The 20241-nt window shown below is 69.6% G+C and carries 18 protein-coding genes and 1 riboswitch; of the genes, 13 read left to right on the plus strand and 5 right to left on the minus strand.

The features are described 5' to 3' along the window. Window positions 1-263 precede the first annotated feature (263 nt). Window positions 264-1712, plus strand: coding sequence for a DUF4214 domain-containing protein (locus EBE87_RS01830; RefSeq protein ID WP_158600945.1), 1449 nt, complete (start codon window positions 264-266; stop codon window positions 1710-1712). Between the two features lie 42 nt (window positions 1713-1754). On the opposite strand, the gene EBE87_RS01835 is transcribed toward EBE87_RS01830, so the two are convergent. Continuing rightward, window positions 1755-2804: an NAD(P)/FAD-dependent oxidoreductase gene (locus EBE87_RS01835; RefSeq protein ID WP_120639278.1), complete on the minus strand. Its 1050-nt coding sequence runs from the start codon at window positions 2802-2804 to the stop codon at window positions 1755-1757. Between the two features lie 188 nt (window positions 2805-2992). After that, entirely contained in the window at window positions 2993-4021 is a 1029-nt protein-coding gene (locus tag EBE87_RS01840) for an amino acid ABC transporter substrate-binding protein (RefSeq protein ID WP_120639277.1), read from the minus strand. A 152-nt stretch (window positions 4022-4173) separates the two neighbouring features. Between EBE87_RS01840 and tsaE the strand changes: the two genes are divergently transcribed. The 9 genes from tsaE (at window position 4174) to EBE87_RS01885 (ending at window position 15261) form a co-directional block, all read left to right on the plus strand. Beyond that, window positions 4174-4632: a tRNA (adenosine(37)-N6)-threonylcarbamoyltransferase complex ATPase subunit type 1 TsaE gene (tsaE, locus tag EBE87_RS01845; RefSeq protein ID WP_120639276.1), complete on the plus strand. Its 459-nt coding sequence runs from the start codon at window positions 4174-4176 to the stop codon at window positions 4630-4632. Between the two features lie 73 nt (window positions 4633-4705). Continuing rightward, complete coding sequence (locus EBE87_RS01850; RefSeq protein WP_120639275.1) at window positions 4706-5740, plus strand: aminoglycoside phosphotransferase family protein; 1035 nt, start codon at window positions 4706-4708, stop codon at window positions 5738-5740. Continuing rightward, complete coding sequence (locus EBE87_RS01855) at window positions 5737-6462, plus strand: nucleotidyltransferase family protein (RefSeq protein WP_233553300.1); 726 nt, start codon at window positions 5737-5739, stop codon at window positions 6460-6462. The genes EBE87_RS01850 and EBE87_RS01855 overlap by 4 nt, the downstream gene beginning before the upstream one ends. Window positions 6463-6475: 13 nt before the next feature. Further along, a complete protein-coding gene (addB, locus tag EBE87_RS01860; protein WP_122139838.1) occupies window positions 6476-9544 on the plus strand; it encodes a double-strand break repair protein AddB in 3069 nt (1022 codons plus the stop codon). A 274-nt stretch (window positions 9545-9818) separates the two neighbouring features. Then, complete coding sequence (cbiB, locus tag EBE87_RS01865; protein WP_120638838.1) at window positions 9819-10790, plus strand: adenosylcobinamide-phosphate synthase CbiB; 972 nt, start codon at window positions 9819-9821, stop codon at window positions 10788-10790. A 139-nt stretch (window positions 10791-10929) separates the two neighbouring features. Next, a complete protein-coding gene (locus EBE87_RS01870) occupies window positions 10930-11988 on the plus strand; it encodes an ABC transporter ATP-binding protein (protein WP_120638839.1) in 1059 nt (352 codons plus the stop codon). 55 nt (window positions 11989-12043) lie between these two features. Next, complete coding sequence (locus tag EBE87_RS01875) at window positions 12044-13369, plus strand: ABC transporter substrate-binding protein (protein WP_120638840.1); 1326 nt, start codon at window positions 12044-12046, stop codon at window positions 13367-13369. A gap of 55 nt (window positions 13370-13424) precedes the next feature. Next, a complete protein-coding gene (locus EBE87_RS01880; protein WP_120638841.1) occupies window positions 13425-14390 on the plus strand; it encodes a carbohydrate ABC transporter permease in 966 nt (321 codons plus the stop codon). Next, window positions 14383-15261, plus strand: a complete 879-nt coding sequence (locus tag EBE87_RS01885; protein ID WP_120638842.1) for a carbohydrate ABC transporter permease — start codon at window positions 14383-14385, stop codon at window positions 15259-15261. The genes EBE87_RS01880 and EBE87_RS01885 overlap by 8 nt, the downstream gene beginning before the upstream one ends. A gap of 106 nt (window positions 15262-15367) precedes the next feature. Here the strand turns inward: EBE87_RS01885 and EBE87_RS01890 are convergent, their stop codons facing one another. The 3 genes from EBE87_RS01890 to cobU are packed head-to-tail and all read right to left on the minus strand — an operon-like array spanning window position 15368 to window position 17936. Then, on the minus strand, window positions 15368-16828 hold the full coding sequence (locus EBE87_RS01890; protein WP_199707453.1) for a cobyric acid synthase: 1461 nt from the start codon (window positions 16826-16828) through the stop codon (window positions 15368-15370). Then, on the minus strand, window positions 16828-17433 hold the full coding sequence (gene cobO, locus EBE87_RS01895; RefSeq protein WP_120638843.1) for a cob(I)yrinic acid a,c-diamide adenosyltransferase: 606 nt from the start codon (window positions 17431-17433) through the stop codon (window positions 16828-16830). Before cobO ends, EBE87_RS01890 begins: the two co-directional genes overlap by 1 nt. Continuing rightward, window positions 17430-17936, minus strand: coding sequence for a bifunctional adenosylcobinamide kinase/adenosylcobinamide-phosphate guanylyltransferase (gene cobU, locus EBE87_RS01900; protein WP_199707455.1), 507 nt, complete (start codon window positions 17934-17936; stop codon window positions 17430-17432). Before cobU ends, cobO begins: the two co-directional genes overlap by 4 nt. Window positions 17937-18005: 69 nt before the next feature. Between cobU and EBE87_RS01905 the strand changes: the two genes are divergently transcribed. The 3 genes from EBE87_RS01905 (at window position 18006) to cobW (ending at window position 20241) form a co-directional block, all read left to right on the plus strand. Next, window positions 18006-18254: a DUF3297 family protein gene (locus EBE87_RS01905; RefSeq protein WP_120638844.1), complete on the plus strand. Its 249-nt coding sequence runs from the start codon at window positions 18006-18008 to the stop codon at window positions 18252-18254. A gap of 262 nt (window positions 18255-18516) precedes the next feature. Beyond that, a riboswitch (cobalamin riboswitch) is annotated at window positions 18517-18707 on the plus strand. 95 nt (window positions 18708-18802) lie between these two features. Beyond that, window positions 18803-19210 carry a DUF1636 family protein gene (locus tag EBE87_RS01910; RefSeq protein ID WP_120638845.1) on the plus strand — a complete coding sequence of 136 codons (408 nt, stop codon included), beginning with the start codon at window positions 18803-18805 and terminating at the stop codon, window positions 19208-19210. Next, window positions 19207-20241: a cobalamin biosynthesis protein CobW gene (cobW, locus tag EBE87_RS01915; RefSeq protein WP_120638846.1), complete on the plus strand. Its 1035-nt coding sequence runs from the start codon at window positions 19207-19209 to the stop codon at window positions 20239-20241. Before EBE87_RS01910 ends, cobW begins: the two co-directional genes overlap by 4 nt.

Consider the following 20241-nt stretch of genomic DNA (forward strand, 5'->3'; position numbering starts at 1 on the left):
GGGATGGCGGGGACAAACCCGCACGATGCCGCGGCATGTCGCGAAAAATCCCTGCACTTTGGAACTCAGCTTTTATTCTAAATCCGCCTTGATCCGGGATCGGATACTTTGCGGATCCAGAACCGCCGAAACGCCGCGCAATGCCGCGCCAGCGAAGGGAAGAGGTTTGTTCAGTATCCGGGCTTGAGATCAGCTTCAGGTACCTGTGCATCGGGGCCGGTCAAGATGGAGAAAGCCAAGCGAGCACGCTGATCAACGTTCCGTTGCTGTCCAGCAGAACCATCTCCACATCGGGCGACTACAATGTCACCCTCGGCGCCAGCTCCCGGATTGTGGTGGAGCGCAACGACGCCACGCCTGCCAACGACCCAGTGGTGGTTTCCTTCAGCACGGCAAGCATCGGCCTGCTTTCCTCCATCACGGTGCAGCACGCCGCGCTGGAGATCAGCAACCTCGCCGGCATCAATGTTCTCACCAACTTCGATATCGGCGACGGCGGCAAGCTCGACCTGTCGAACACCATCAACCTGAACGTGGCCTCGCCCATCAACTTCACCGGCGTGGGCGGCGTGCTGGTGGTGGACCATGACCTCGACATCGGCCTGCTGAGCGGCATCCGGGGCTTCGACGCGGATGATGTCATCTCCTTCCGCGACATCCCGGTCGCCACCAGTGCCAGCTACGCCAATGGCGTCCTGCAGGTCTACAACGGCACGGAGCAGGTGGCCCGCCTCGCCATCAACGGCGATTTCAGCGGCCCGCTGGGCGTGCAACTGGATGGCCAGGGCGGCATCAATGTCGGCATCGGCCTGGGCAATGGCGGCGGCCTGCCCAATGACGTGAATGCCCGCGGCCTGCACAGCGAGTACATCCTGGCCCGCACCGACCTCGGCCAGCTCTACCTGCAGGACCAGGTCAGCGGCCGCGACGGCAGCACCACGATCACCGACGGCAAGTATGTGCTCTTCAGCGACGGTGTGGGCCGCTTCGATGCCAGCGGCGTGGCGCAGGAAGTGGCGCATCTGTACAAGGCTGCCTTCAACCGCATGGCGGATGCCGATGGCCTGGAATTCTGGACCAACCGCGTCGAGTCCGGCATCCAGACCGAGCGCGGCGTGGCCACCGGCTTCACGGAATCCGACGAATTCCGCAATGCCTATGGCAGCCTCGACGACCTCGGCTTCGTGCAGCAGCTCTACCGCAACGTCCTGGGCCGCGAGGGTGAGCAGGCCGGCGTCGAGAACTGGCTGACCCTGCTGCAAAGCGGCGGCGGGCGCGACGCCGCGCTTTACGGCTTCTCCACCAGCTTCGAGAATGTGGTGAACAACCTTTCCGTCATGGGCGATGACGAATACGGCCATGCCTACCGCCTTTACGAGGCGGCGCTGAACCGCGCGCCGGAAACCGCGGGTCTGAACTTCTGGTACAACCACCTGGAATCCGGCCAGTCGCTCACCTGGGTGGCGCAGGGCTTCATGAACTCGGACGAGTACCAGCAGAAGTACGGTGGCCTCGACAACGGCAATTTCGTCGAGCAGCTCTACCAGAACGTGCTGGGCCGTGGCTCCGACAGCGCCGGCTTCCAGAACTGGATGAATGCGCTGAACAGCGGCGCCAGCCGCGCCGATGTGCTGCTCGGCTTCTCCGACAGCCTGGAGAACCGCATCCAGACCGCCGAGCAGACCCACGACAACTGGATCTTCCTCAGCTGACCCGGAACCGGGCGGGGCGCCATGCGTCCCGCCCGCGCCGCCTCAGCCCAGCGGCACGCCCTTCGAGGTGCTGTATTCGAAATGCAGCGCCTCACCCGGGAAGATGCGGGGATGGATGGCATGCGCCGCCATCGCCGCTTCCGAGAAGCCCTGCAGGATCAGCTTCAGCTTGCCGGGATAGGTGGCGATATCGCCGATGGCATGGATGCCGGGGCGGCTGGTTTCCAGCGTCGCGGGGTTCACGGTGATGTGGCTGCGCTCCAGCCCCAGCCCCCATTCCGCGATCGGCCCCAGTTCCATCGACAGGCCGAAGAAGGCCAGCAGGTGGTCGGCCGGCACGCGCCGCTCCTCGCCCTTCAGCGTCGCCAGCACCACATGGTCCAGCTCGCCTTCCGCACCCTCCAGCCCATGCAACTGGTAGGGGATGGCGAGGTCGATCTCGCCGCGCTCGGCGGCGGCTTCCATCTGCGCCACGCTTTCCGGCGCCGCGCGGAACTTGGGGCGGCGGTGCACCACCGTCACCCGCGCCGCCACGTCCTTCAGGCTCAAGGCCCAGTCCACCGCGGAATCGCCTCCGCCGGCGATCACCACCCGCTTGCCGCGCAGTTCCTCGCGGCGGGAGACCATGTAGCGCACGGCGCCCGTGGCCTCGAAAGCCTCCAGGCCTGCCAGCGGCGGCCGGTTGGGGCCGAAGGCGCCGGCACCGGCGGCGATGATGACCGCCTTGGCCCGCACCTGCTCACCCTGGCTGGTGCGGAGAACAAAACCACCCTCGCCGTCCTCGGCCAGGGCATCCACCCGGCGGCCCATCAGGTAGATGGGGGCGAAGGGCTGCGCCTGCTCCTCCAGCCGCGCGATCAGCTCGGCGCCGGCGATGGCCGGGTGGGCGGGGATGTCGTAGATCGGCTTCTCGGGGTAGAGCGCGGCACATTGGCCGCCGATGGCCTCCAGCGTGTCGATCACCACGCATTTCATCCGCAGCATGCCGCATTCGAACACGGCGAAGAGCCCGGTGGGGCCAGCGCCGATCACGGCGACATCGGCCGTGATGGCGGCTTCATGCGCAACGGCGGGGTGGGTAGCGTCGGCCATTCGGTGTCTCTCCGCGTGTCGAGGCTGCGGTGCATAGGGCATATCGCGGCAGACCGGAACCGGGCCTGCCGCTGGCCAGGGGTGCGGCTTTTGCCCCCCAGGGGCGGCAGGGTCATGCCCGCCCCGTCATCCATGCCCTTGGCCGCCGGGTGCCGGGGGCGGCACCCGCCCGGCCTCCGGCCATGGCCTCAGCGCATCGGCGGCGCGTAGTGCAGCCCGCCCTTGGTCCAGATGTTGTTGATGCCGCGCTGGATGCCCAGCGGCGCCAGGTTGCGGTCCCAGATCTCGCCGTAATTGCCCACGGCCTTCACCACGCGCACCGCCCAGTCCGGCTCCAGCCCCATCATCTTGCCGAGGTCGCCGGTCTTGCCCAGGAAGCGCTGCACATCCGGGTTGGTGCTATTGGCCTGGCTGTCGATATTGGCGCTGGTCAGGCCCATCTCCTCGGCCGCCAGCAGCGCGAAGTGGGTCCAGCGCACGATGTCGTAGAAGCGCCAGTCGCCCTTGCGGATGGCGACGCCCAGCGGCTCCTTGGAAATGATCTCCGGCAGCACCACGAACTGCTCCGCATTGGCGCCCTGGTTGTAGCGCAGCGCGGCCAGTGAGGTGGCATCGGTGCTATAGGCGTCGCAGCGGCCGGAGAAGAAGGCCTTGCGGGCTTCCTCGATGTCCTCGATCAGCACCGGGGTCATGCGCAGGTTGTTGGTGCGGAACCAGTCCGCCGCGTTCAGCTCGGTGGTGGAGCCGGGCTGCATGCAGATGCTGGCGCCGTCCAGCTGCTTGGCGGAGGTGACGCCGGCGGACTTCTTCACGATGAAGCCCTGGCCGTCATAAACATTCACCGCCGCGAAGGCGAGGCCGAGCGAGGCCTCGCGCGCCAGCGTCCAGGTGGTGACGCGGGAGAGCACGTCGATCTCGCCGGATTGCAGCTGGGTGAAGCGCTGCTGCGTGGTGGTGGGCTGGATGCGGGCCTTCTCGGCATCGCCCAGCAGGGCGGTGGCGATCGCGCGGCAGTAATCGGCATCCAGGCCACGGAAGCGCCCGTCCGATCCCGGGGTCGCGAAGCCGACGGTGGAGGGCGTGACGCCGCAGGCCAGCGCGCCACGGGCGCGGATGGCGGCCACCATGTCGGTGGCCGGCTGGGCGGCGGCCGGGGCGGCGACGGCAGCCAGGATGGTGGCGAGCCCGCCAAGGCAGGCAGAGGCCAGTGCGCGCATATCAGGTTTCCTCCGGATTTCGGTGGATTAAGCGGAAGCGGCGCGGTCCATGCAAGGCGCATCGGGCGAGACAGGGCCACCGTCCCCGTCGCGCCCGCCGGGCCGCAGCGGCGCCCTTGTGCCGCCCCCCGCCGGCGGGGGATATTCCCCCGATGCCTGTGGACAGCCTGATCTTCACCCTGCCCGACCTGGCCGCCACCGAGGCCCTGGCCGCCCGCGCCGCCGCCGTGGCGCGCCCCGGCGATGCCTTGCTGCTGGAAGGGCCGCTGGGCGCCGGCAAATCCGCCTTCGCCCGCGCCTTCCTGCGCGCCGCCAGCGGCGACCCGGCGCTGGAGGTGCCCTCCCCCTCCTTCACGCTGGTGCAGGCCTATGAGTTGCCCGCCTGCACCGCGCATCACTTCGACCTCTACCGCCTGTCCGGCCCTGATGAGCTGGAGGAACTGGGCTGGGAGGAAGCGCGGGACGGCATCGTGCTGGTGGAATGGCCGCAGCGCCTGGAATACCTGACCCCGCCCGATGCGCTGCACCTGCGGCTGGAGCCGGTGGCGGGCGACCTGCGCACCGTCACCCTGTTCGGCTGGGGCCCGCGCATGGAGGCACTGCTGCCCTGATGCGCCCGCAACCCACCTGGGCGCGATCAACCCTTGGCAAATCCGGCCCATGCCGCCAGGAACCAGCCGCAGCATGAACGCTTCCCTCTCTCCCGCCATCGAGGCCTTCCTTTCCGCCACCGGCTATGCCGGGGCCGCACGCGCGGCCCTGCCGCAGGATGCCGGGCACCGCCGCTACACGCGCCTGTCCGGCGCCGTGCCGCGCCCGGCGCTGCTGATGGATTGCGCCGATGCCCCCAGGGTGGGCCTGACGCCGGAAGAGGACCTGCTGCCCTTCCTGCGCATCGGCGCCCATATCCGCGGCCTGGGCCTCTCGGCGCCCGAGGTGCTGGCGGAAGACCGCGCCCATGGCCTGCTGCTGGTGGAGGACCTGGGCCGCGAGACCCATGCCGGGCTGCTGGATGCCGGCGCCGACCCCGTGCCGCTCTATGTCGCGGCGGCCGAGGCCCTGGCGGCGCTGCATGCCGCCCCGCCGCCGCCCGGCCTGCCGGATTACGAGGCGCCGGCCATGGCCCGCATGGCGGCGCTGACCTTCCTGGACTGGTGGTGGCCCACGACCTTCGGCGAGGCCCCTTCCGACGCCATCCGCGGCGAATTCGCCGAAGCCCTGCGCGCCATGCTGGAGCCCTTCGCCGGCGCCAATGGCTTCGTGCATCGCGACTATTTCCCGGCCAACCTGATGCACCTGCCGGACCGCCCCGGCGCGCGGCGCGTCGGCATCATCGACTTCCAGGACGCGGCGCGCGGCCACCCCGCCTATGACCTTGTCAGCCTGCTGCAGGATGCGCGGCGGGACGTGGCGCCGGCGGTGCGGCGCGCGGCCATGGAAGCCTATCTCGCCGCCCGCCCCGACCTGGATGCCGGGGATTTCACCGCCGCCATGGCGGCCATGGCGGCGCAGCGCCACCTGCGCGTCGCCGCGCTCTGGGTGCGGCTGGCGCGGCGGGACAGCAAGCCCAGCTACCTGCGCCACGGCCCCCGCTGCTGGGCCCTGCTGGCCGAGGCGCTGGAACACCCCGCCACCCTGCCGCTGCGCCGCTTCCTGGACCGCCACGTGCCGGCCGGGCTGCGCCAGAACCCTGCTGCTCTCAAGGAAACCACTGCGTGACGCCTCTCTCCTCCGCCATGGTGCTGGCCGCCGGCCTCGGCACCCGCATGCGGCCGCTGACCGAGGCGCGCCCCAAGCCCCTGCTGCCGCTGGCCGGCCGCACCCTGCTGGACCACGCGCTGGACCGCATCGATGAAGCCGGCATCGGCAATGTGGTGGTGAACGCCCATTGGTTCCCGCACCTGATCGAGGATGTCTGCGCCGCCCGCGCGCATCCGCCCAAGGTGGTCAAGGAAGACACGCTGCTGGAAACCGGCGGCGGCATCCGCAATGCCCTGCCGCTGCTGGGCAAGGACCCCTTCCTGGTCGTCAATGGCGATGCCTTCTGGCTGGACGGGCCGGTTTCCACCATCGAGCGCCTCGCCGAGCGCTTCGACCCGGAGGAGATGGACGGGCTGCTGCTGATGGTCCGCGCCTCTCAGGTGGATAGCGAGATCGGCCATGGCGACTTCCTGCTCGACCCCCTCGGCCGCGTCCGCTGGCCGAAGGAGCGGGAGGTGGCGCCCTATGTCTATGGCGGCGTGCAGATCATCCACCCGCGCCTGATGGAAGGCAGCCCGGAAGGCGCCTTCTCCCTGCACCGGCAATGGACCCGCGCCATCGAGAATGGCCGGCTGTTCGGCCTGGTGCATGACGGCGCCTGGTTCCATCTTTCCCGCCCCGGCGACCTGCGGGTGGCCGAGAATGCCCTGGCCACCGGCCTGGCACGGGCGATGTTCTGACGAAAGGCAACCCATGTCCGGGTCGGCGCGACGGGGCCTCGGCCTCTACAACATCCCCGCCCATCTGCCCTTCCTGGACACGCTGGCCCGCGGCGTGATCGAGGAGATGGGCGAGGCGGGCGCCGACCCCACCGCGCTCTCCCGCGTCACCATCCTGCTGCCCACCCGCCGCGCCGCCATGGCGCTGCGCGAGGCCTTCCTGCGCTGCGCCGACGGGCGAACCCTGCTGCTGCCCGTCATGCGCGCGCTGACCGGGCTTTCGGTGGAAGACGCGGACGAACTGGCCCTGCCCGGCTTGCTGGACCTGCCGCCAGCGGTGGACCCGGCACGGCGGCAGGCGGTGCTGACCTCACTCGTGCTGCGCCTGCCGCCCCGCTACGGCGGCCCCAATGGGCCGGAACAGGCCTGGCGCCTGGCGCGCGCCCTGGGCGAGTTGCTGGACGAGATCGCGCTGGAAGGCTGCGACCCCGGCAAGCTGCCGGAACTGGTGCCCGAGGAATTCGCCACCCACTGGCAGGTGACCATCACCTTCCTGCGCGGCGTGGTGGAGGCCTGGGAAGGCTGGCTGGAAGACCAGGGGCTGATGGATATCGGCCCCCGCCGCGTCGCCGCGCTGGAGGCCCAGGCGCAGGAATGGCGCGAGAACCCGCCTACCGACCCGGTCTTCGCCGCCGGCATCGGCGCCGGCGGCACCATCCCCGCCGCCGCCGACCTGCTGCGCGTGGTGGCCACCCTGCCGCGCGGCGCCGTGATCCTGCATGACGGCGTGGAAAAGATGTCCGCCGAGCTGTGGGATGTGATCGCCGAGAGCCCGACCCACCCGCTCTGCGGCCAGTACCGGCTGCTGCGGCAGATGGGCGCGGTGCTGGAGGATATCCGCCCCTGGCACGGGCTGGGCGCGCCCGGGCTGAAGCCGGAGGGGCGGCCTTCCGGCGACCTCGACCTCGCCCGCCGGGCCGAGCTGCTGGCCCGCGCGCTGCGCCCCGCCGCCGGGCTCGATGCCTGGCTGGACCGCCAGCCGGACTACTGGAAGCCGGCGCTGGATGGCCTCTCGCTGCTGGACGCGCCGGATGTGCAGTCCGAGGCGGTCTCGATCGCCCTGCTGCTGCGCGAGGCCCTGGAAACCCCCAGTGCCCGCGCCGCGCTGATCACGCCGGACCGCGACCTCGGCCGCCGCGTCGCCGCCGAGCTGACCCGCCACGGCATCCTGGCCGATGATTCCGCCGGCCAGCCGCTGGGCGAGACCCCCGCCGGCGCCTTCCTGCGCCTGCTGGCCCGCGCCGTGGCCGAGGGATTTGCTCCTGTCCCGCTGCTGGCCTTGGCAAAGCACCCCATGGCCGCCGGCGGCATGCCGCGCCAGACCTGGATGGAGGCGGTGCGCCTGCTGGAACGCCGCTGCCTGCGCGGCCCCCGCCCTGCCCCCGGCCTGCCCGGCCTGCGCGCCCGCGCGCGGGAGGCCCTGGGCCGCGAGCGCGACGCCGCCCTGCTGGCCCGTGCCATGGGCCTGCTGGATGCGCTGGAACGCGCCCTGGGCGATTTTTTCGAGCTGCCCGACAGCCCGGCGCGGCCGCCCGCCGACCTGCTCAGCGCCCATCTGAACGCCGCCGAGGCCCTGGCCTCCACCGACGCCCGCCCCGGCGGCCTTCGGCTCTATGCGGGCGAGGAAGGCGAGCCCCTGGCCGTCCATCTCGCCAGCCTGCAGCCCGCCTTCCGCGAGCTGGCGCCGATGTCCCCGGCCTCCTGGCCCGCGCTGTTCGACGTGGCGCTGGAAGGCCCGCTGGCCCCCAGTGTCCGCATCAGCCGGGGGCGGGAGGGCGGGCGGCATCCGCGCGTCGCCATCCTGGGCCTGCTGGAAGCCCGGCTGCTGCATTTCGACCTCGCCGTGCTGGGCGCGCTGGAGGAAGGCGTCTGGCCCCAGGCCACCGACCCCGGCCCCTGGATGAGCCGCCCCATGCGCGCCGATTTCGGCCTGCCGGAGCCTGAGGCCCGCATCGGCCGCGTCGCCGCCGATTTCCTGCTGGCCGCCGCCTCCGCCCCCAATGCCGTGCTGGCGCGGGCGCGCAAGCGGGCGGGCAGCCCCACCGTGCCCTCCCGCTGGCTGACGCGGCTGGAAACCTTCCTGGGCGGCCAGCGGGATGAGAGCGGCCAGGGCCTCGCCCTGCCGCAGAGCCCCGCCGTGGCCTGGGCCGCCGCGCTGGACATGCCGGAGGTGGTGCGCCCCTGCCCCCGCCCCGCCCCCTGCCCGCCGCCCGAGGCCCGCCCGCGCGAGATCACCGTCACCGAGATCGCCGACCTCGTCGCCGACCCCTATGGCTACTACGCCCGCCGCGTGCTGCGCCTGGTGCCGCTGGACCCGCTGGATGCCGAGGTGGGCGCCAGCGACTACGGCAACCTGGTGCACAACACCATGAAGCGCTGGACCCAGAAGCTGGACGGCCAGCCCTGGGACACCGCCCAGGCCCGCGCCTGGTACGCCGAGGCCGCCGAGCAGACCCTGGCCGAGGCCGCCGCCCGCCCCGGGTTGCTGGCCTTCTGGCGCCCGCGCCTGGCGCGCATCGGGGAGTTCGTGGTGGCGCAGGAAGCCGCGGCCGCCGCCGGCCACCGCATCCTGCAGCGCCATGCCGAGGTGCCGGGCCGGCTGGAACTGCGCGGCACCGGCATCTTCCTGAAGGTGCGCGCCGACCGCATCGACCGGCTCTGCGACCACAGCTTGGCGCTGATCGACTACAAGACCGGCACACCGCCCAGCAGCGGCGAGGTGGCCGACGGCCGCGCGCCGCAGTTGCCGCTGGAAGCTGCCATCGCCGAGCACGGCGGCTTCGAGGGCATTCCGCCCTCCCCGACCTCCGCCCTCACCTACTGGCGCCTGTCCGGCGGCGGCACGGCGGGCGAGGTGAAGCCGGTGAAGGGCGACCCCATGGCCCTGGCCGCCGATGCGCTGGACAATACCGAAGCCCTGCTGCGCGACTTCCTGCTGGGAGACCGCCGCTTCATGGCGCGCCCCCACCCCCGCCGCAGCCCGGTGCGCCGCGACCATGACCATCTGGCGCGGGTGGCGGAATGGGGAAGCGAGGCGGAATGAGGGTGGCGCCTGTTGTGGCGGCCGGGGCCAAGGGGCGCTGCCCCTTGCGACCCCGCCGGGGTGGAAAGTCCACCCCGGACCCCGCTGCGGGTTTGGCGCGGCACGGCGCGGGCGCGTGGTTCCGATGAAGGGCCACGCGGGCTGAAGCCGCAGCCACCGGCCTGTCATTTCTGAAAGCAGATGGCGGGGTCCGGGGTGACACTGTCACCCCGGCGGGGGTTCCAAGGGGGCAGCGCCCCCTTGGCCCCGGATGCCACAAAGACCACGGACCCCGATGCCGGAAAACATCCTGATCCTGACAGGCGCCTTGCTGATCGAGGCGGTCATTGGCTACCCGCCCGGCCTGTTCCGCGCCATCCGCCACCCCGTGGTTTGGTTCGGCGCGCTGATCGGCTGGCTGGACCGCCGCCTGAACCTGGAGACGCAGAGCTTCGCGCAGCGGCGCGCGATGGGTGTGCTGGCGCTGCTGATACTGCTTCTGGTTGTGCTTTTTCCTGCTGCCGCCTTGCAGCTTGCCTTGCTGCCGCTGGGCTGGGGCGGGCTCGCGGTGCTGGCGGTGCTGGCGGCGACGCTGCCGGCGCAGCGCAGCCTGCACCAGCATGTCCAGGCGGTGGCGGAGGGGCTGGAGGAGCGTGGGCTGGAGGGCGGGCGGGCGGCGGTGTCCATGATCGTCGGCCGCAATCCGGAGAGTCTGGACGAAGCCGGCGTGGTGCGCGCCGCCACGGAAAGCCTGGCGGAGAACTTTTCCGATGGCGTGGTGGCGCCGGCTGTCTGGTGCGCGCTGGGCGGGTTGCCGGGGATTGTTTTTTATAAAGCGGTGAATACCGCGGACAGCATGGTGGGGCATCGCTCGGCGCGGCACGCGGCCTTCGGCTGGGCCTCGGCGCGGCTGGATGACCTGGTAAATCTGCCGGCCTCGCGCCTCGCGGCTTTCTGGATCTGGCTGGCGGCGGCATTGCTGCCGGGGGCGGATGCCGGTGGCGCCTGGCGGGCGGTGTGGCGGGATGCGAGGCATCACCGGTCGCCCAATGCGGGCTGGCCGGAGGCGGCCATGGCCGGCGCGCTGAGGCTGCGGCTGGCGGGGCCACGCGTCTATGGCGAAACGCGGGTCGAGGATGGCTGGATGGGTGATGGCCGCGCGGAGGCCACGCCGGCGGATCTGCGGCGCGCGCTGGCGCTGTATCAACTGGCCTGCCGGCTGCAGTTGCTGGCTCTGGCTTGGCTTTCTGCATTCTTGCTGAAATAGGCAACAGCGCTGTTGCCAGCCCGGCACAGGAATGCCTAGGCTCGACCTCAAGCCCGCGCGAAGCGGGCAGTGAGCAGGGAGTCCAGGGAATGCGCAATTGCGCAAACGGGCGCGCACGCCCGTACGGTGCCGCCTGACGATGGCCACTGTTGAAATTCGTGACGTCCGCAAGAACTTCGGGAGCACCGCCATCCTCCACGGCGTGAACGTGGGCATCGAGGATGGTGAATTCGTCGTGCTGGTCGGTCCCTCCGGCTGTGGCAAATCCACGCTGCTGCGCATGATCGCGGGGCTGGAGAATATCTCGGGCGGCGAGGTCTCGATCGGTGGCCGCGTCGTCAACGATGTCGCGCCCAAGGACCGCGACATCGCCATGGTGTTCCAGAACTACGCGCTTTATCCGCACATGACGGTGCGGGACAACATGGCCTTCTCCATGAAGCTGGCCAAGGCGCCGGCCGAGGTGATGGACCGGGAAGTGATGCGCGCCGCGCGCATCCTGGGGTTGGACAAGCTGCTGGACCGCTACCCGCGCCAGTTGTCCGGCGGCCAGCGGCAGCGCGTGGCCATGGGGCGCGCCATCGTGCGCCACCCGCAGGTGTTTCTGTTCGACGAGCCGCTGTCCAACCTCGATGCCAAGCTGCGCGTGCAGATGCGGGCCGAGATCAAGGACCTGCACCAGCGGCTGAAGACCACCACCATCTACGTCACGCACGACCAGATCGAGGCCATGACCATGGCCGACAAGATCGTGGTGATGCATGGCGGCAACGTGGAGCAGATCGGCGCGCCGCTGGAGCTTTACGACCGCCCGGCCAACCTGTTCGTCGCGGGCTTCATCGGCTCCCCCGCCATGAACCTGATGCCGGGTACGGTGCGCGGTGGCGCCTTCCACCCCGATGGCGGCGGCGCGCCCTGGCCGCTGCCCACCGGCGCCTCGGCACCCGAGGGCAGCCGCGCCACCTATGGCGTGCGGCCGGAGCATCTGCGGCTGGATGGCGCGGGCGTGCCCATCACGGTGACGCTGGTGGAGCCCACCGGTTCCGAAACCCAGGTCACCGGCCGCAGCGGCGAGGCCGCCGTGGTCGGTGCCTTCCGCGAGCGCGTCTCCGCCCGCGTGGGCGAGACCATCCATGTGATGCCGGACCCGGCGCTGGCGCATCTGTTCCATGGCGAGACGGGGCAGCGGCTGAACTGATTGCAGGAACGGGCGCAAAGAAAAACCAGGCGCCCCAGCAAGGAGGAATACAAGAATGCATAACCTGACCCGCCGCGGGGCCCTCAGCCTCGGTGCCGGCGCGATGGCCGCCGGCATGCTGCCCGGCCTGGCCCGCGCCGCCATCCCCACCGGCAATGCCACCGCGCCGAAGCTGGAGATCGAGAAGGGCGCGACCCTGCGCGTGCTGCGCCCCACCAAGTTCGTCGATGCCGACGAGACGGTGTTCCGCCAGAACACCCAGAAATTCGCCGAGCAGACCGGCGTGCAGATCCGCGTCGATTTCGCCGGCTGGGAAGACCTGCGGCCGCAGACCGCGGTGGCGGCCAATACCGGCGCCGGGCCGGACGTGGTGGTGGCCTGGGCGGACGACCCGCATATCTATGCCGACAAGACCTTGGACCTGACGGACTTGGCCACCTATCTCGGCCAGAAATACGGGGGCTGGATGGCGCTGCCGCAGCGCTTCGGCAAGAAGTGGGGCACGGAGCAGTGGATCGCGCTGCCCATGGGCGGCTCCGGCGCCCCCTGCGTCTACCGCATCTCCTGGCTGAAGGAGGCGGGCTTCGACAGCCTGCCGACCGACCATGCTGGCTTCCTGAAGGCCTGCCAGGCGCTGAAGAAAAACGGCCACCCCGCCGGCTTCGCGCTGGGCAACGCGGTGGGCGACGGCAATGCCTATTGCAACTGGCTGCTCTGGAGCCATGGCGGCATGGTGGTCGATGAGGCCGGCAAGGTCGCCATCAACAGCCCCGAGACCATCAACGCGCTGAAATATGCCAAGGAACTCTACCAGACCTTTATCCCCGGCACGCTGTCCTGGGGTGATGTGAACAACAACCGCGCCTATGCGGCAGGCGAGATCGGGCTGACGCAGAACGGCGTCTCCATGTATTTCGCGCTGAAGAACGACCCCAAGACGGCCGCCGTCGCCGAGGATACCGGCATGGCCCGCATGCCGACCGCCCCCGGCGGCAAGATGGCGGAGAACGTGCTGCTGCTGAACGCCATGGTGTTCAAGCACACCAAGTTCCCCAACGCCGCCAAGGAATACCTGCGCTTCATGATGGAGGCGGAGCAGTACGACGCCTGGCTGACCGGCTGCGGCGGCTATTGGTCGCATCCGCTGAACGCCTATGCCGAAAGCAATGTCTGGAAGTCCGACCCCAAGCTGGCCGTCTACCGCGACACCAACACGGTGGAATTCTGGTCCGGCTACAAGGGCCCGATCAGCCAGGCATCCGGCTCGGTCGCCGCCGATTACGTGACGGTGCAGATGTTCGCCGCCGCATCCTCCGGCCAGGCCACGCCAGAGGAAGCGGTGCGCGAGGCCGAGCGCCGCGCCCGCCGCTATTATCGCTGACCATCCGCCGCCATGGGGCGAAAGCCCCATGGCGGAGGCGGAGGATTCCTGAACCATGTCCGTGAGCGCGACCGAACCCGCCACCCCCTGGCGACGCCCGCAGGTGACGCAGGGCTGGCTGGCGCGGCTATTCGATTCCAAGGCCTTCCTGGTCGTCGCCTGCCTGACCCCGGCGCTGGGTCTGCTGCTGGTCTTCCTGACCTATCCGCTCGGCCTCGGCATCTGGCTGGCCTTCACCGATACCCATATCGGCCGCGGCGGCTCTTTCATCGGCTTCGAGAATTTCGAATCCCTCTGGTACGACCGCGTCTTCTGGGGCGCCGTCTTCTACACCGTCTTCTATACGGCGGTGGCCACGGTGCTGAAATTCGCCCTCGGCCTCTGGCTGGCGCTGCTGCTGAACGAGAACCTGCCCTTCAAGTCGCTGTTGCGCGCGGTCATCCTGCTGCCCTGGATCGTGCCGACGGTGCTCTCCGCCATCGCCTTCTGGTGGATGTTCGACGCCCAGTTCTCGATCATTTCCTATGTGCTGGTCGATAAGCTCGGGCTGATGGACCATTACATCGACTTCCTGGGCACGCCCTGGGCCGCCCGCTGGTCGCTGGTCTTCGCCAATGTCTGGCGCGGCATCCCCTTTGTCGCCATCAGCCTGCTGGCCGGGCTGCAGACCATCTCGCCCTCGCTCTACGAGGCCGCCCTGCTGGATGGCGCATCGTCCTGGCAGCGCTTCACGCGCATCACGGCGCCGCTGCTGATGCCGATCCTGGCGGTGGTGCTGACCTTCTCCGTGCTCTTCACCTTCACGGATTTCCAGCTGGTCTATGCCATCACGCGCGGCGGGCCGATCAACTCCACCCACCTGATGGCGACGCTGGCCTTCCAGCGCGGCATCCCCGGCGGGCAACTGGGCGAGGGCGCGGCCATCGCCGTCTCGATGATCCCGTTCCTGATCCTGGCCACGCTGTTCAGCTATTTCGCCCTTGCCCGCCGCAAGTGGCAGCAGGGGGAAGACAATGAGTAAGGCCGCCTCCACCGAAGAAGGCGCCGCCCTCTCCTGGCAGTCCAGCCAGCGGCGGGTGGTGACCGTCTACCTGCCGATGATCTGCTTCGTCGTCATCCTGCTCTTCCCCTTCTATTGGATGACGGTGACGACTTTCAAACCCAATGCGGAGCTGTATGACTACAAGAACTACAGCCCCTTCTGGGTCGTGAATCCGACGCTGGCCAATATCAAGAAGCTGCTCTTCGAGACCAGCTATCCGCACTGGCTCTTCAACACCATGCTCATCGCGGTCTGCGCCACGGCGCTGTCGCTGGTGGCCTCGGTGCTGGCGGCCTATGCCATCCAGCGGCTGCGCTTCAAGGGCTCGGCCTATGTGGGGCTCGCGATCTACATCGCCTATCTTGTGCCGCCTTCGATCCTCTTCATCCCGCTGGCCAGCATGGTCTTCCAGCTCGGCCTCTTCGACAGCCCTTTCGCGCTGATCCTGACCTACCCGACCTTCCTGATCCCCTTCTGCACCTGGCTGCTCATCGGCTATTTCAAATCCATCCCCTACGAGCTGGAAGAATGCGCGCTGATCGACGGCGCCACCCGGTTGCAGATCCTGCGGCAGATCACGCTGCCGCTGGCGGTGCCGGGGCTGATCAGCGCCGGCATCTTCTCCTTCACCCTGTCCTGGAACGAGTTCATCTACGCGCTCGCCTTCATCTCCTCCTCGGAGAACAAGACCGTGCCCGTCGCCATCCTCACCGAACTGGTGCAGGGCGACGTGTACCAGTGGGGCGCGCTGATGGCGGGGTCGCTGCTGGGCTCGCTGCCCGTCGCGATCTTCTATTCGTTCTTCGTGGACTATTACGTCTCGTCGCTTACCGGGGCGGTGAAGGAATAAGAAAGGCTGGGGGAATGAATTCCCCGGTCTTTCTTCTTCGACTTCCTGGCGCCAACCTCAAACTGACAAAAAGAAGATGGGGTCTGGGGAATTCATTCCCCAGCCTTCACCGCGCCAGCGCCAGCAGCGCATCCACATCCACATGGCGCTCCAGATGCGCCGCCAGCGCATCCAGCGTGGCTTCCACCTCCGCCTCATGGTTGCGTGGCGCGGCAGGGGCGCCAAGGCGGGCCAGCCAGGCCGCCCGCTGCGCGTCATGCTCGAACAGCCCATGTGCGTAGGTGCCGACCACACGCCCATCGGGTGATGTGGCGCCATCCAGTCTGCCATCCGCCAGCCGCAGGAAAGGCCGCGCCGTGTCCGGCCCGCTGGTGCGGCCGATATGCATCTCATAGCCCGCGAAAGGCACGGCATCGGGCAGGGAAGCGCCCTGCACCGCCTCCAGCCGCTTTTCCCCCGCCAGCACCGTTTCCACGTCCAGCAGGCCGAGGCCCGGCGCTTCTCCTGGCGGGCCTTCTACACCCTCGGGGTCGGCGATACGGGTGCCCAGCATCTGGTAGCCGCCGCAAAGCCCCAGCACCGCGCCACCACGCCGGTGATGCGCCAGGATGTCGATGTCCCACCCCTCCCGTCGCAGCGCCGCGAGATCGGCCAGCGTGGCCTTGGAGCCAGGCAGCACCACCAGCGCCACCTCGGCCGGGATGGGCTGGCCGGGGCGCAGCAGGCGCAGGTCGATGCCGGGCTCGGCCGCCAGCGGGTCCAGGTCGTCGAAGTTGGAGATGCGCGGCAGCAGCGGCACGGCCACGCAGGGGCGGCCGGGGCGCGGCGGGGGGATGCTGTCCAGCAGGTCCTGCGCATCCTCGGCCGGCAGTCGGCGGGCATCGTCGAAGAAGGGCACCAGCCCTAGCGGGGCCCAGCCGGTACGGCGCGCGATCTCGGCCATGCCATCGGCAAAGAGCGAAAGATCGCCACGCATCCGGTTGACGATGAAGCCGCGGATCATCGCCGCATCCTCTTCGGCCACGACATTCCGCGTACCGACGAGGCTGGCGATTACGCCGCCTCGGTCGATATCCCCCACCAGCACCACCGGCACGTCCGCCGCGCGCGCGAAGCCCATATTGGCGATGTCGCCCGCGCGCAGATTGATCTCGGAAGCGGAGCCCGCGCCTTCCACCAGCACGATATCGGCTTCCTCGCGCAGCTTCGAAAAGCTTTGCAGCACGAAGGGCAGCAACGAGGGCTTCATGCTTTGGTATTCGCGCGCGCGCGCCGTGGCATGCACGCGGCCCTGCACCACCACCTGGGCGCCGATCTCGCTTTGCGGCTTCAGCAGCACCGGGTTCATGTGCACGCTGGGCGCCACGCGGGCAGCCCGCGCCTGCAAGGCCTGGGCACGGCCGATCTCGCCACCATCGGGCGTGACGGCGGCGTTGTTGGACATGTTCTGCGGCTTGAAAGGCCGTACCCGCAGCCCGCGCAGCACCAGAGCCCGCGCCAGCCCGGCCACCAGCAGCGACTTGCCGACGCTGCTGCCGGTGCCTTGCAGCATCAGCGCGCGCGCCATCAGAATTCGATGCCTTCCTGCGCCTTCACGCCCGCCGCGAAGTGGTGCTTCACCAGTTTCATCTCGGTCACGAGGTCGGCGGCCTCCACCAGCGCCGGCGGGGCATTGCGTCCCGTCACCACCACGTGCAGCCCCGGCGGCCGCGCCACCAGCGCCGCCACCACCTCCTCCACCGGCAGGTAGTCGTAGCGCAGCGCGATGCACAACTCGTCCAGCACCAGCAGGCCGAGGCCAGGGCGCGCCATCAACTCCAGCGCCTTCTCCCAGGCGCGGCGGGCGGCGGCAACGTCACGCTCCCGGTCCTGGGTCTCCCAGGTGAAGCCCTCGCCCATGCTGTGCCATTCCAGGCCGGGCATGGCTTCCAGCGGCCCACGCTCGCCGGTGCTCCAGGCGCCCTTGATGAACTGCACCACGCCCACTTGGCGCCCACGCCCCAGCATCCGCAGCGCCAGCCCGAAGGCCGCCGTGCTCTTGCCTTTGCCGGCGCCGGTATGGACCATCAGCAGGCCCTTCTCGACGGTCTTGCCCGCCACCTCGGCATCCTGCACCGCCTTGCGCTTCTGCATCTTCTCCCGGTGGCGGGCGGCTTCGGCATCCTCGGTCACGGCAATTCTCCCTTCAGCAGCAGCGGCAGCCCGGCAGCGATGAAATGCACATGGTCGGCCACCGCCGCCACGCGCTGGTTCAGCACCCCCGCCCTGTCCCGGAAGGCCCGGCCCAGCGCGCTCTCCGGCACGATGCCGAGCCCCACTTCATTGGCCACCAGCACCGTGGGCGCGGCACGGGCGCGCAGCGCGGCCTCCAGCGCCGTTGTCGCGGCCTCCACGTCATGCTTGCCCAGCATCAGGTTGGTCAGCCAGAGCGTCAGGCAATCCACCAGCACCGGCTGCGGCGTGGCCAGCGCCGCCGGCAGGTCCAGCGGCGCATCCACCGTCCGCCAGCGCCCGTCCCGCCGGACACGGTGCTCGGCGATGCGGGCGCGCATCTCCTCATCCCAGGCCTCGGCGGTGGCCAGATAGACCCAGGGGGAAGGATGGCGGGCCAGCAGCGCCTCGGCATGGCGGGACTTGCCGGACCGCGCGCCGCCCAGGACCAGGGTGATGCTCATGGCAGCCAGGACTAGCCGAAAGCCGCCCGGGCTGGCTATCACCCCCACCAGACCCAGGGAGCCCCCGCCATGTCCGATACCCCGCCCGACCGCCTCTCCAACGACCCCGCCAGCCCCTTCTTCAACGAGGAAATCCTGAACCGCGGCATCGGCATCCGCTTCAAGGGCGTCGAGAAGACCAATGTCGAGGAATATTGCGTCAGCGAAGGCTGGGTGCGCCTGGCCGTCGGCAAGGGCGTGGACCGCAAGGGCAAGCCGCTGACCATGAAGGTGATGGGCCCGGTCGAGCCCTATTTCCGGGACGCGAAGGAAGGCTGAAGCCCAGGGGCGCTGCCCCTGGACCCCGCTGGGGTGACAGTGTCACCCCAGACCCCGCCATCTGTTTTGAACGTGTGGCGCGGCTGTCCGCCTCCAGCGATTGCGGCATCAGGACGTTTCAACACCACGACCCTCCAGCTCCGGAAAACTCGAAGCGGGGTCCGGGGTGGACTTTCCACCCCGGCGGGTGTGTCCAGAGAGGGCGGAGCCCTCTTTGGCCCCGGTGGCCACTCCCCGTTTGACTTCCGCCCCGCGCACAGCCTAACCACAAGCCATTGATGGTCCTTCCGCGAGGAAGGTGAAAAGGGAACGCGGTGCAACGCCGCGGCTGCCCCCGCAACTGTAAGTGGAGAGCGTCCCGCCGCTGCGGCCACTGGAAGGCGACTTCCGGGAAGGCCGGCGGGCCGCGCCTGATCCACGAGCCAGGAGACCTGCCATCGCCCATCGAGATCGTGCCGCCGGGCGGGGTGCCCCGGAGTGGCAGCGGCGCCCGGCATGGCCTGGCGTCGACCCATGCGCTCGCGCGCCATGGGCGGTCGGCACCCCGGATGCTGGAGGTGCCTGCCTTGCCTGAGGCCGAAGCCAAGCCCGTGCTGCATGTCTGCACCACTTGCCGTGCCGGAAATCCGCTGGCGGAGGGCGAGGTGCCGCCCGGCCGCCACCTGCATGATGCCGTGGCCGAGGCGCTTGCCGCCCATCCGGCGCCGCCGGTGGAGCTGCGCCCCGTGAAATGCATGGCCGCCTGCGACCACGGCTGCACCGCCGCCATGACGGCGCCGGGCAAGTGGGGCTACCTGCTGGGGCGGCTCGACCTGTCCCATGCCGAGGACCTGCTGACCTATGGCGCCGCCTATGCCGCCAGCGGCAACGGGGCGGTGCTGCCCTCCCGCCGCCCTCCTTCCCTGCGTTCGGTCGTGCTCGGCCGCCTTCCTTCCCTGACGGAGCCCCAGTCGTGAGCAAACTCGAAAAGGTGCCGGCCACCATCGTCACCGGCTTTCTCGGCGCGGGAAAGACCACGCTGGTGCGGCATGTGATGTCTCAGGCGGCGGGGCGGCGCATCGCCATCATCGTCAATGAATTCGGCAGCCTCGGCATCGATGGCGACCTGCTGAAGTCCTGCGGCATCCCGGGCTGCGAGGAAGACAACATCGTCGAACTCGCCAATGGCTGCATCTGCTGCACCGTGGCCGACGACTTCCTGCCCACCATGACCGCGCTGCTGGACCGGCCCGAGCCACCCGAGCACATCCTGATCGAGACCTCCGGCCTCGCGCTGCCGAAGCCGCTGATCAAGGCTTTCAACTGGCCCGGCATCCGCTCCCGCGTCACGGTGGATGGCGTGGTGACGGTGGTGGATGGCCCCGCCGTGGCCGATGGCCGCTTCGCCGACGACCCGGCGGCGGTGGAAGCCCAGCGCGCCGCCGACGACAACCTGGACCACGACAACCCGCTGGCCGAGGTCTTCGAGGACCAGCTCGGCGCCGCCGACCTCGTGGTGCTGAACAAGGCGGATCTGCTGGATGAGGCCGCCGTGGCAAAGCTGCGGGCCGAGATCGCGTCTCATCTTCCCCGGCAGGTCAAAGTGGTCGCGGCGCGGGAAGGCGCGCTGGACATCGCCGTGCTGCTGGGCCTGGGCGCCGCGGCGGAAGACGACCTCGCCGCCCGTCCCTCGCACCACGATGGCGCGGATGACCACGAGCACGACGATTTCGACAGTTTTGTCGTGCCCATGCCGGAAGCGGCGAGCGCCGAGGCGCTGTTGGAAAAGCTCTCGAAGATCGCAGGCGAGTTCGACATCCTGCGCATGAAGGGCTTTTCGAGCTTGCCCGGCAAGCCGATGCGCCTGGCGGTGCAGGGCGTCGGCACCCGCTTCCGCCACCATTTCGACCGCGCCTGGGCGCCGGGCGAGGCACGGGATGGCCAGCTGGTGGTGATCGGCCAGGCCGGGCTGGACAAGGCGGCCATCGCCGCCGCCATCGCCGGATAG

This window comes from Teichococcus wenyumeiae, from assembly GCF_003696345.1.
Classification (GTDB): Bacteria; Pseudomonadota; Alphaproteobacteria; order Acetobacterales; family Acetobacteraceae; genus Pseudoroseomonas; species Pseudoroseomonas wenyumeiae.